The sequence below is a fragment of the Streptomyces sp. CNT360 genome (genome assembly GCF_000424785.1).
The window spans coordinates 96354-108242 of record NZ_AUKO01000003.1; the positions used below are offsets into that span (position 1 = coordinate 96354).

General features: G+C 71.1%; 10 protein-coding genes. 9 read left to right on the forward strand and 1 reads right to left on the reverse strand.

The genetic code is table 11. The features are described from left to right. Positions 1-133: 133 nt before the first annotated feature. The 4 genes from H297_RS0107875 to H297_RS0107890 all read left to right on the forward strand — a co-directional run bounded on the left by H297_RS0107875 (position 134) and on the right by H297_RS0107890 (position 3471). Positions 134-1060: an ABC transporter ATP-binding protein gene (locus H297_RS0107875; protein ID WP_027736587.1), complete on the forward strand. Its 927-nt coding sequence runs from the start codon at positions 134-136 to the stop codon at positions 1058-1060. Continuing rightward, positions 1057-1836 (forward strand): ABC transporter permease, encoded by a 780-nt coding sequence (locus H297_RS0107880; RefSeq protein WP_027736588.1) that lies wholly within the window; start codon positions 1057-1059, stop codon positions 1834-1836. Before H297_RS0107875 ends, H297_RS0107880 begins: the two co-directional genes overlap by 4 nt. A gap of 56 nt (positions 1837-1892) precedes the next feature. Then, positions 1893-2912 carry a COX15/CtaA family protein gene (locus tag H297_RS35195; RefSeq protein WP_037793357.1) on the forward strand — a complete coding sequence of 340 codons (1020 nt, stop codon included), beginning with the start codon at positions 1893-1895 and terminating at the stop codon, positions 2910-2912. 241 nt (positions 2913-3153) lie between these two features. Next, positions 3154-3471 carry a hypothetical protein gene (locus H297_RS0107890; RefSeq protein WP_027736589.1) on the forward strand — a complete coding sequence of 106 codons (318 nt, stop codon included), beginning with the start codon at positions 3154-3156 and terminating at the stop codon, positions 3469-3471. 137 nt (positions 3472-3608) lie between these two features. On the opposite strand, the gene H297_RS0107895 is transcribed toward H297_RS0107890, so the two are convergent. After that, positions 3609-4547, reverse strand: coding sequence for a heme o synthase (locus H297_RS0107895; protein ID WP_078513884.1), 939 nt, complete (start codon positions 4545-4547; stop codon positions 3609-3611). A 597-nt stretch (positions 4548-5144) separates the two neighbouring features. Here H297_RS0107895 and tkt point away from each other — a divergent pair. The 5 genes from tkt (at position 5145) to pgl (ending at position 11886) form a co-directional block, all read left to right on the forward strand. Next, positions 5145-7220, forward strand: a complete 2076-nt coding sequence (gene tkt, locus H297_RS0107900; protein ID WP_027736591.1) for a transketolase — start codon at positions 5145-5147, stop codon at positions 7218-7220. Positions 7221-7314: 94 nt separating this feature from the next. Then, a complete protein-coding gene (gene tal / locus H297_RS0107905) occupies positions 7315-8433 on the forward strand; it encodes a transaldolase (protein ID WP_027736592.1) in 1119 nt (372 codons plus the stop codon). A 5-nt stretch (positions 8434-8438) separates the two neighbouring features. Beyond that, positions 8439-9974 carry a glucose-6-phosphate dehydrogenase gene (gene zwf / locus H297_RS0107910; protein WP_027736593.1) on the forward strand — a complete coding sequence of 512 codons (1536 nt, stop codon included), beginning with the start codon at positions 8439-8441 and terminating at the stop codon, positions 9972-9974. Then, positions 9971-11110, forward strand: a complete 1140-nt coding sequence (gene opcA / locus H297_RS35200; RefSeq protein ID WP_037793481.1) for a glucose-6-phosphate dehydrogenase assembly protein OpcA — start codon at positions 9971-9973, stop codon at positions 11108-11110. The genes zwf and opcA overlap by 4 nt, the downstream gene beginning before the upstream one ends. Beyond that, positions 11107-11886, forward strand: coding sequence for a 6-phosphogluconolactonase (pgl, locus tag H297_RS0107920; protein WP_027736594.1), 780 nt, complete (start codon positions 11107-11109; stop codon positions 11884-11886). The genes opcA and pgl overlap by 4 nt, the downstream gene beginning before the upstream one ends. Positions 11887-11889: the final 3 nt, after the last annotated feature.

The following is an 11889-nucleotide window of genomic DNA, read 5'->3' on the forward strand; positions in this document are numbered from 1 at the left end:
CATTGTTGCTTAATTCCTCGGAGCCCGGCAAGCGCCGCCTGTGACCAGTCGTCATGGGGTGCGTCACGTAAGGCGTACCTAACCCGCAAACCCCCCGGGCAGAGCGTTCCGAGCCGCTCCTTAGACTGCGTCCATGCAAAGTTCAGCGGCTGTGGAAGTCGCGGGGCTGGTGAAGCGGTACGGCGACAGGACCGCCGTCGACGGGCTCGACCTGACCGTCGAGCGCGGCACCGTCACCGCCTTCCTGGGCCCCAACGGCGCGGGCAAGACCACCACCGTCGAGACCTGCGAGGGGTACCGCCGTCCGGACGGCGGCACCGTCCGGGTCCTGGGGCTGGACCCCGTCACCGAGAGCGCACAGCTGCGGCCCCGCATCGGCGTCATGCTGCAGAGCGGCGGGATCTACCCGACCGCGCGCGCCGAGGAGACGCTGCGCCACATGGCCGGCCTGCACGCGCACCCGCTGGACGTGCCCGCCCTCGTCGACCGGCTCGGCCTGGGCTCCTGCGGCCGCACGCCCTACCGCCGGCTGTCCGGCGGCCAGCAGCAGCGCCTCGCGCTGGCGCTGGCCCTGGTGGGCCGCCCCGAACTGGTCTTCCTCGACGAGCCCACCGCCGGGCTCGACCCGCAGGCCCGGCACGCCACCTGGGACCTGGTGCGCGACCTGCGCGCCGACGGCGTCACCGTGCTGCTGACCACGCACTACATGGACGAGGCCGAAGAGCTCGCCGACGACGTCGCCATCGTCGACGGCGGCAAGGTGATCGCCCAGTCGGCCCCCGACGTGCTCTGCAAAGGTGGCGCGGAGAACACCCTTCGCTTCGCCGGGCGCCCCGGGCTCGACCTGCCCTCCCTGCTCAAGGCCCTCCCCGCGGAGACCGCCGCCGTCGAGCTCACCCCCGGCAGCTACCGCCTCACCGGCACGGTCGACCCCCAGCTCCTCGCCACCGTCACCTCCTGGTGCGCCCAGAACGGCGTCCTCCCGGACCGCATCTCCGTGGAGCGCCGCACCTTGGAAGACGTCTTCTTGGAACTGACGGGGAAGGAGCTGCGGTCATGAGTGCCTCTCCGGCCGCCGGTACGTACGCGCCCAGGCCGGGTGCCGCGCCGCTGCCGCGCATGGTGCGCGCCCAGGCGTGGCTGGAGACGCGGACACAGCTGCGCAACGGCGAGCAGCTGCTGCTGACCGTCGTCATCCCGACCCTGCTGCTGGTCCTCTTCAGCGTCGTGGACGTCGTCGACACCGGCGCAGGCTCGCGGGTCGACTTCCTGGCCCCCGGAATCCTCGCCCTGGCGATCCTGTCGACCGCCTTCACGGGGCAGGCCATCTCGACCGGGTTCGAGCGCCGGTACGGCGTGCTCAAGCGGCTGGGCTCCTCGCCGCTGCCGCGGTGGGGGCTGATGACGGCGAAGACCTGCTCCGTGCTGGTCATCGAGGCCCTGCAAGTGCTGCTGCTGAGCCTGGTCGCCCTCGCCCTGGGCTGGTCACCGCACGGCAACCCCGCCACCGTGCTCCTGCTGCTCCTGCTGGGCACCGCCGCCTTCTCCGGACTCGGCCTGCTGATGGCCGGCACGCTCAAGGCGGAGGCCACGCTGGCGGGGGCGAACCTCGTCTTCATCCTGCTGCTGGTCGGCGGGGGCGTGATCGTCCCGCTGGACAAGTTCCCCGACGCTGCCCACGGCGCGCTGGAGCTGCTCCCCGTCTCCGCCCTCTCGGACGGCCTGCGGGGGGTGCTCCAGCACGGTTCGGGGGTCCCCTGGGCCGATCTCGCCGTGCTGGCGGTCTGGGCCGTGCTGGGACTGGGTGCGGCGGCACGGTTCTTCAAGTGGGAGTGAGGCGCTCGCGGGGCCCCTCGTGAAAGCGCGCACAAGCGGCGCTCTACGATGGCTCCGTGCCGAAACTGCTCGAACTCGTACGTAACCCCATCGCGTACATCGCCGCGCGCTGGACCCCTTCGCCGCGCACCGTGCAGATGGCGGCGTTCAGCGCACTGCTGATGAGCATCCTCATCGTGGTGACCGGCGGGGCCGTGCGGCTCACCGGTTCCGGACTGGGGTGCGACACCTGGCCCAAGTGCAGCGACGACAGCCTCACCGCGACCTCCGCGATGGGCATCCACGGTGCCATCGAGTTCGGCAATCGCATGCTGACGTGGGTGCTGTCGGCCGCCGTCGGCTGGACGATCATCACAGCACGGGCCGCGAAGCCCGCCCGCAGGGGGCTCAGCAGGCTCGCCTGGTCGCAGTTCTGGCTCGTGATGTGCAACGCCGTCGTCGGCGGCATCACGGTGTGGGTGAAGCTGAACCCGTTCGTGGTGGCCGGCCACTTCCTGGCCGCGACGGGACTGCTGACGGTCACCACCCTCACCTGGTTGCGTACCCGTGAGGGTGACGCGGAGCCCCGCCCGCTGGTGGGCAGGCCCGTCAAGAAGCTGGCCGGCGTACTGACGTTCTTCGCGGCCTGCCTGATCGTCGTGGGCACCGTCGTCAGCGGCGCGGGCCCGCACGCGGGCGACAGCAGCAAGGTGCCCCGGATGCCGGTCGCCGTTCAACTGGCAGCGCAGACGCACGCCGCGTTCGCCGGGCTCGTGGTGGTCCTGACGGTGCTGCTCTACGTCGGCCTCCGCCTCATGGACGCGCCCATGGGCCCCCGCGGCACCACCAGGAACCTGATCGTCGTGCTGCTCGCCCAGGGGGTCATCGGGTACGTGCAGTACTTCACCGACCTGCCCGAGCTGCTGGTCGGCGTGCATCTGCTGGGCTCGTCGCTGGTGTGGATCGGCGTCCTGCGGGTCCTGCTGTCGCTGCGGGAGCGCGGTCCGGTCGAGGCCACCGGAGCGACGCCGAGCACCGCGCGGCCCGGGGCCGCCGCCCCGCCACCGGCGCAGGAGCAGGAGCCGGTCGCCGGCTGACTTCACCGCTCCCCCCGCTGTCCCGTCGGCCCGCCCCGCACAAGGGCGGGCCGACGGCGTCTCCTACGAGGAGCGGCCCGGGTGCCCACGAGGGGCGGCACCGTGGTGCGTACGAGGCGCGGCACCGGCCCCACCCGGGGGGCGGCCCCTCCCGGAGCGAGTGGGCGCGCCGGGGAGCGTTCGGGCGGCCGGTCGGCAGGCCCTCTCGCCCGCGCGACTACCCGCCGGTAGCATCAGGCGTATGGCAGCAGACAGCAGCAAGCAGGCGGCCCGGCTGGCCAAGCAGATCGGCGGCTTCGTACGGCGGCACGGCGGCAGTGCCGAGGGGCAGATCGCCTACGTCGGCCAGATGGGGTTCCGTATCTCCCTGGTCGGCGAGGACGGCACCTGGGGCGACCTGATGGCGCCCACGAAGGAAGCGGCCGAAGAGGCCGCGCGAACAGTCGGCATCACGGTCAAGGACAGCTTCGACGGGGAGATGGCCGAGCGCATGCGCACCGGCCCCTACGAGTGGGAACGCATGGCCGGTATCCAGGTCGGCGGCCCCGCCAACCGGTAACCCGGCTCCCCCGGCGGCAGCGACCGCCCCGGCCCGCCGAAGCCGACCTGTCGTACGAGTGGCCCCCTCCCTGCACTACGAAGCAAGGAGGGGGCCACTCGTATCAGGCGTCGGCCGTCAGTGCCTGGCCGTGTGCCTCAGCGGAGGAACGGGTCGATGGCGACGGCGGCGAAGACCAGCGACACGTAGGTGATCGACCAGTGGAAGAGGCGCATCTCCTTCAGCTTGGCGCCGGTGATGCCCGCGCGGGCGCGAGCGCGCAGGGCGTGCGCCTCCCAGAGCCACAGTCCGCCCGCCAGCACGGCGACCAGGGGGTAGAACCAGCCGACGTATCCCAGCGGCCACAGCAGCAGGGAGACCAGCACCATCACCCAGCTGTAGACGACGATCTGGGTGGCAACGGTGACGTTGTTGGCGATCGCCGGGAGCATCGGCACGCCGGCCCGCTGGTAGTCCTCCTTGACCCGCATGGACAGCGGCCAGTAGTGCGGCGGCGTCCAGAAGAACATCACCAGGAAGAGGACGACGGCGGCCCAGCTCACCTCGTTCTTGACGGCGGACCAGCCGATGAAGACGGGCATGCAGCCCGCGATGCCGCCCCACACGATGTTCTGCGACGTACGCCGCTTGAGGATCATCGTGTAGACGATGACGTAGAAGAGGAGGGCGCCCAACGCGAGGGCGGCCGACAGCCAGTTGACCAGCAGGCCGAACAGCAGGGTGGAGGCCACGGCGAGGGCGATGCCGAAGACCAGGCACTCCCAGGGCCGGACGATGCCGGTGACCAGCGGGCGGCGCTCCGTACGGTGCATCAGCGCGTCGATGTCGCGGTCGATGTACATGTTCAGCGCCGCGGCGCCCCCCGCGGACAGGTAACCGCCGAAGCAGGTGACGACCACGAGCCGGAGGTCCGGCACTCCCTGGGCTGCCAGGAACATGACCGGGATGGTGGTCATGAGGAGCAGCTCGATGATCCGCGGCTTGGTCAGCTCGATGAACGCCTTCACGCGGGCGCCGAGCGGCGGGTGACCGCTGGGCTCCAGCGTCCCCGCGGGACGGGATTCGACGGCCGTCACGGACACCCCAGATCGACTCATTAGGAACCAGCGAGCTCGCGCTGCGGGCGCACAAGAGGAAAAGGTGCAGGCCCGGGTCAAGCTCACGCGTACCACGCCACTTTAGACGCCCGCGATACCTCGCCCGTCATGGGGGGTGACCCGTGTTGGCCCGCTCGCGTCCGGCCGTACCGGGTCGCGCCGACCGGCACCCGCGGCGTCCGGGCACCCTGAGCGCCGGGGCGTCCGCGGGGGCCGTTCGCGGAGCGTGCGCGGTGAGGTCTGCGGGGCGTCCGCGAGAGAAGAGCGCCCCTCCCGCGCCTCCCGCCGAGCGACGGGCGCGCAGCGGACGACGCGAGCGGCGCGGGGGCCGTGTTCGACGGGCGAATCGGGGGAACAGACGTCAGCCTGGGAGTGGATGCCACCGCGCCCCGCGCCGCCAATCGGTGGGAATAGCACATATCTCTCCCGGCGTTTGATCGAGAGGCGGGCGGGGACGCGGTGGCGACCACACAGTGACCGTCGAAAAGCCGCACGTCCCCGCAGCGGTACGCTCGACACCGCCCGGTGAGCGCACACACCGGCCATCGAACATGTGGAGAGGAGCCCTGACGCAGGGTGAGCACCAAGCCGACCACCACAGACCTTGAGTGGACCGACCTGGACCAGCAGGCCGTGGACACGGTTCGCGTCCTGGCCATGGATGCCGTGCAGAAGGTCGGTAACGGCCATCCCGGTACGGCCATGAGCCTGGCGCCCGTGGCGTACCTGCTCTACCAGAAGCTGATGCGCCACGATCCGACCGACCCGGACTGGACCGGTCGCGACCGCTTCGTCCTCTCCGCGGGGCACTCCAGCCTCACGCAGTACATCCAGCTCTTCCTGGCCGGCTACGGCCTGGAGATGGACGACCTCAAGTCGTTCCGCACCTGGGGCAGCCGTACCCCCGGTCACCCCGAGCACGGCCACACGGTGGGCATCGAGACCACCACAGGGCCGCTCGGCCAGGGCGTCTCGAACGCGGTCGGCATGGCGATGGCCGCGCGCTACGAGCGCGGCCTCTTCGACCCGGAGGCGCCGACCGGCGAATCCCCGTTCGACCACCACGTCTGGGTCATCGCCAGCGACGGCGACCTGGAGGAAGGCGTCTCCGCCGAGGCCTCCTCGCTCGCCGGCCACCAGCGGCTGGGCAACCTGATCGTGCTGTGGGACGACAACCACATCTCGATCGAGGGCGACACCGCGACCGCCTTCTCCGAGGACACGCTCCGTCGCTACGAGGCCTACGGCTGGCACGTGCAGCGCGTCGACCAGCAGGAGGACGGCGACCTCGACCCGAAGGGGCTGTACAAGGCCCTCAAGGCGGCGCAGGCCGAGACCGAGCGCCCCTCCTTCATCGCGATGCGCTCCATCATCGCCTGGCCCGCCCCCAACGCCCAGAACACCGAGGCCGCGCACGGCTCCGCGCTGGGCGCCGACGAGGTCGCCGCCACCAAGCGTGTGCTGGGCTTCCACCCGGAGAAGGACTTCTTCATCTCCGACGAGGTCTTCGCGCACGTCCGCGCCGCCAGCGACCGGGGCCGCCGGATGCAGGCCGAGTGGGACAAGCGGATGGCGAAGTGGCGCGAGGCCAACCCGCAGCGCGCCGCCGAGTTCGACCGCATCCGCGAGGGCCGGCTGCCGGAGGGCTGGGAGAAGGCACTGCCCGTCTTCCCGGCCGGCGAGTCGGTGGCCACCCGCAAGGCCTCCGGCAGCGTCCTCAAGGCGCTGGGCCCGGTCGTCCCGGAGCTGTGGGGCGGCTCCGCCGACCTGGCGGGCTCCAACAACACCACGTTCGCCGAGACGTCCTTCCTGCCCGAGGGCAACCCGCTGCCGGGCGCCGACCCGTACGGGCGTACGGTGCACTGGGGCATCCGCGAGCACGCGATGGGTTCGACGATGAACGGCATCGCGCTGCACGGCAACACGCGGGTCTACGGCGGTACGTTCCTGGTCTTCTCCGACTACATGCGCCCGGCCGTCCGGCTCGCCGCACTGATGAAGGCGCCGGTCACCTACGTGTGGACGCACGACTCCATCGGTCTGGGCGAGGACGGCCCCACGCACCAGCCGGTCGAGCACCTGAGCGCACTGCGCGCGATCCCCGGCCTGAACGTCGTCCGCCCGGCGGACGCCAACGAGACCGCGGAGGTGTGGGCGGAGATCCTGCGCCGCCACAGCAGCAACCCGGCGCCGCACGGGCTGGCCCTCACCCGCCAGGGTGTGCCGACCTACGAGGCGAACCCGCAGGCCGCCAAGGGCGGTTACGTGCTGGTCGAGGCCGAGGGCGGCCACCCGCAGATCGTCCTGATGGCCACCGGTTCCGAGGTGCAGCTCGCCGTCCAGGCGCGCGAGCTGCTCCAGGAGCAGTCCATCCCGACCCGCGTCGTCTCGATGCCGTGCCTGGAGTGGTTCCAGGAGCAGGAGCAGTCCTACCGGGACAGCGTGCTGCCGCCGGACATCAAGGCACGCGTCGCCGTCGAGGCGGGCGTGGGCCTGACCTGGCACCGGTACGTGGGCGAGGCCGGACGGATCGTCTCGCTGGAGCACTTCGGTGCCTCCGCGGACGCCAAGGTCCTCTTCAAGGAGTTCGGGTTCACCCCGCAGGCCGTCGAGCTGGCGGCCAAGGAGTCGCTGCAGGCGGCCTCCCGCTGAGAGCCGAGGGCGCCGGGCGGGCGGCTTCGCTGAGCGTCCGCCCGGCGCGCCCCGGCACAACGAAAAGCCAACAAGCACAGGAGATGCGAAACCCATGACAGACGCACTGAAGCGCCTCTCCGACGAGGGCGTCGCGATCTGGCTGGACGACCTGTCGCGCAAGCGCATCACGTCGGGCAACCTCGGCGAGCTGATCGACGATCAGCACGTGGTCGGCGTGACGACGAACCCGACCATCTTCCAGAAGGCCATCTCGGCCGGTGACGGCTACGAGCAGCAGGTCTCCGACCTGGCCGCGCGCCGCGTCTCCGTCGAGGAGGCCGTCCGCATGATCACCACGGCCGACGTCCGCGACGCCGCCGACGTCATGCGCCCGGTCTACGACGCGACCGGCGGCAAGGACGGCCGGGTCTCCATCGAGGTCGATCCCCGCCTGGCGCACAACACCAAGGCGACGGTCGCCGAGGCCCGCCAGTTGGCCTGGCTGGTCGACCGGCCCAACACCTTCATCAAGATCCCCGCCACCGAGGCCGGGCTCCCCGCCATCACCGAGACCGTCGGCAAGGGCATCAGCGTCAACGTCACGCTGATCTTCTCCCTGGAGCGCTACCGGGCCGTCATGGACGCCTACATGGCGGGCCTGGAGAAGGCCAAGAGCCTGGGTCTGGACCTGGCCGACATCCACTCCGTCGCGTCGTTCTTCGTCTCCCGCGTGGACACCGAGATCGACAAGCGGCTCGCGGCGATCGGCAGCGACGAGGCCACGGCCCTCAAGAGCAAGGCGGCCGTCGCCAACGCCCGGCTTGCCTACCAGGAGTACGAGCGGGTCATCGCCTCCGACCGCTGGCAGGCCCTGGAGAAGGCCGGCGCCAACCAGCAGCGGCCGCTGTGGGCGTCGACCGGCGTGAAGGACCCCGAACTGCCCGACACGCTGTACGTGACCGAGCTGGTCGCCCCCAACACGGTCAACACGATGCCGGAGGCCACCTTGCAGGCCGTCGGTGACCACGGCGACAACAAGGGCGACGCGGTCCGCGGCAGCTACGAGGACGCACAGGCCGTCCTGGACGGCATCGCGAGGCTCGGCATCTCCTATGACGACGTCGTCAAGGTGCTGGAGGACGAGGGCGTGGAGAAGTTCGAAGCCTCCTGGAACGACCTGCTCACCTCCACCAAGGCCGAGCTCGAACGCCTCGCCCCGAAGGAGGCGTAACCGAATTGAGCAACGACAGCGGTACGGGCAACCCGCTGCGTGACGCACAGGACCGGCGGCTCCCGCGCATCGCGGGGCCGTCGGGCCTGGTCATCTTCGGCGTCACGGGTGACCTGTCCAGGAAAAAGCTGATGCCGGCGGTCTACGACCTCGCCAACCGCGGTCTCCTCCCGCCCGGCTTCTCCCTCATCGGATTCGCCCGCCGCGACTGGGAGAACGAGGACTTCGCGCAGGTCGTCCACGACGCCGTCAAGGAGCACTCCCGCACCCCCTTCCGCGAGGAGGTCTGGCAGCAGCTCGCCCAGGGCATGCGCTTCGTCCCCGGCGAGTTCCACGACGACGAGGCGTTCGAGACCCTGCGGACCACCATCGAGGAGCTCGACAAGACCCGCGGCACCGGAGGCAACTTCGCCTTCTACCTCTCGGTACCGCCCAAGTTCTTCCCCACCGTCGTCTCCCAGCTCAAGAAGCACGGCCTGTCCGACTCCGGACCCGGCTCCTGGCGCCGCGCCGTCATCGAGAAGCCGTTCGGCCACGACCTGACGTCGGCACGGGAACTCAACTCCGTCATCCACGACGTCTTCCGCGCCAGCGAGGTCTTCCGGATCGACCACTACCTGGGCAAGGAAACCGTCCAGAACATCCTGGCCATCCGGTTCGCCAACACGATGTTCGAACCGCTGTGGAACCGCAGCTACGTCGACCACGTGCAGATCACCATGGCCGAGGACATCGGCATCGGCGGCCGCGCCGGCTACTACGACGGCATCGGCTCCGCCCGCGACGTCATCCAGAACCACCTGCTGCAACTCCTCGCCCTCACCGCCATGGAGGAGCCCACCTCCTTCGACGCCAAGGCGCTGCTCACCGAGAAGCTGAAGGTCCTCAACTCGGTCCGGCTGCCGAAGGATCTGGGCCAGTACACCGTACGCGGCCAGTACGCGGCCGGCTGGCAGGGCGGCGAGAAGGTGCACGGCTACCTCGACGAAGAGGGCATCGACCCGAACTCCAGGACGGACACCTACGCCGCCATCAAGCTGGGTATCGACAACCGCCGTTGGGCAGGCGTCCCCTTCTACCTGCGCACCGGCAAGCGGCTGGGCCGCCGCGTCACCGAGATCGCGGTCGTCTTCCAGCGCGCGCCCCACTCCCCCTTCGACGCCACCGACACGCAGGAACTCGGCGAGAACGCGCTCGTCATCCGCGTCCAACCCGACGAGGGCGTCACCATCCGGTTCGGCTCCAAGGTGCCCGGCACCCAGATGGAGATCCGCGACGTGACGATGGACTTCGCCTACGGCGAGTCCTTCACCGAGTCCAGCCCCGAGGCCTACGAACGCCTCATCCTCGACGTCCTTCTCGGCGACGCGAACCTCTTCCCCCGGCACCAGGAGGTCGAACGCTCCTGGGAGATCCTCGACCCCGTCGAGGAGTACTGGGACACACACGGCAAGCCCGAGCAGTACGCCGCCGGCACCTGGGGCCCCCAGGCAGCCGACGAAATGCTCGCACGCGACGGACGGATTTGGCGGCGGCCATGAACATCGACCTCACGGACACCACGTCCAGCCGCATCAACGCCGAACTGGTCAAGGCGCGCCGGTCCCTCGGCTCGCCTGCCATGGGCATGGTGCTGACCCTCGTCATCGTCACCGACGAAGGCAACCACTACGACGCGCTCAAGGCAGCGAGCGGCGCCTCCAAGGAGCACCCCTCCCGCATCCTCGTCGTCGTCCGGCGCCCCGGCCGCTCACCCCGCGACCGGGCGCAGCACCGGCTCGACGCCGAAGTACGCGTCGGCAGCGACGTCGGCGAGGCCGGCTCCGGTGAAACGGTCATCCTGCGGCTGCACGGCGAACTCGCCGCCCACTCCCACAGCGTCGTCCTGCCGCTGCTGCTGCCGGACGCGCCGGTGGTCGTGTGGTGGCCCGAGGACGCACCCGCGGACCCCGCCGAGGACCCGCTCGGCAAGCTGGCGCAGCGGCGCATCACCGATGCCGCCGCGACCGAGGACCCGGTCGGCGCCCTCAGCCTCCGGGCCTCCACCTACGCCCCCGGCGACACGGACCTGTCCTGGACCCGCGTCACCCCCTGGCGCAGCATGCTGGCCGCCTCGCTCGACCAGAAGCTGACCAGCATCGACTCGGCCGTCGTCGAGGGCGAGGAGTACAACCCCTCCAGCGAACTGCTCGCCCTCTGGCTCGCCGAACGGCTGCGGGTCCCCGTCGAGCGCCGGATCTCCGAGGGGCCCGGCATCACCGGCGTCCGGCTGGAGACCGCCGACGGCCAGATCTGCCTCGACCGCGCCGACGGCGCCCTCGCCGAACTCGCCGTTCCCGGCCAGCCCGACCGGCACGTCGCCCTCCAGCGGCGCACCACGGCCGAACTCCTGGCCGAGGAACTGCGGCGGCTCGACCCCGACGAGGCGTACGCCGAAGCCGTGAGCTTCGGCGTCAACAAAATCGCCGGGCCCGACCCGGCGCACCCCACACCCGCCGCGACAGCACCCGCCCCAGCGGCGGCCTCCGGCGTGACGGACGAACAGACGGCCGCCGACGCGCCCTCCCCCGCCCCCGAGGGACCCGCGGCGGAGGACGCTACCGAGGCCCCCTCGGCACCGGCGAAGAAGGCCACCAGGTCGCGCCCCACGAAGAATACGAAGAAGGCGCAGAAGTGAGCGCGGCAGCCGCCGCCGGACGCGAGATCCTCGTCCACCGCGACAAGGACGAACTGGCGCGGGCCACGGCGACGCGCCTCATCGCGTGCGTCGCCGACGCCCAATCCGCACGCGGCACCGCACACATCGTCCTGACCGGAGGCCGCAACGGCAACGCGCTCCTCGCCGCGCTGGCCGCCTCCGACGAACGCGACCGCATCGACTGGACACGGCTCGACGTGTGGTGGGGCGACGAACGCTTCCTCCCCGACGGGGACCCCGAGCGCAACCACACCCAGGCCCGCGAAGCCCTCCTCGACGCCGTGCCGCTCGACCCGGCACGGGTCCACGTGATGCCGCCCTCCGACGGGCCCTACACCGGCGACGCCGAAGCGGCGGCCGAAGCGTACGCCACCGAGCTCGCCACGGCAGCCGCCGCGGCGAGCGGCACCGCCGAGCAGGTGCCGGCCTTCGACGTGCTGCTCCTGGGGGTCGGCCCCGACACCCACGTCGCCTCGCTCTTCCCCGAGCACCCCGCGCTGCGGGAGACGGAGCGCACCGTCGTCGGCGTCCACGGCGCGCCCAAACCGCCCCCCACCCGGCTCTCCCTCACCCTGCCCGCCCTCCGGGCGGCACGCGAGGTGTGGTTGTTGGCGGCGGGAGAGGACAAGGCCCAAGCGGTCGCCTTCGCCCTCTCGGGCTCCGGCGAGCTTCAGGCGCCCGCGGGTGCCGTCTACGGGCGGACCCGCACCCTCTGGCTCCTCGACGAGGCTGCGGCCTCCCACCTCCCCGGGTGACAA

Bases quoted from the DNA above. Each gene is read 5' to 3' on its own strand.
- H297_RS0107880 (WP_027736588.1), top strand. From the start codon at position 1,057: ATGAGTGCCTCTCCGGCCGCCGGTACGTACGCGCCCAGGCCGGGTGCC.
- H297_RS0107890 (WP_027736589.1), top strand. From the start codon at position 3,154: ATGGCAGCAGACAGCAGCAAGCAGGCGGCCCGGCTGGCCAAGCAGATC.
- opcA (WP_037793481.1), top strand. From the start codon at position 9,971: ATGAACATCGACCTCACGGACACCACGTCCAGCCGCATCAACGCCGAA.
- tal (WP_027736592.1), top strand. From the start codon at position 7,315: ATGACAGACGCACTGAAGCGCCTCTCCGACGAGGGCGTCGCGATCTGG.
- H297_RS0107875 (WP_027736587.1), top strand. From the start codon at position 134: ATGCAAAGTTCAGCGGCTGTGGAAGTCGCGGGGCTGGTGAAGCGGTAC.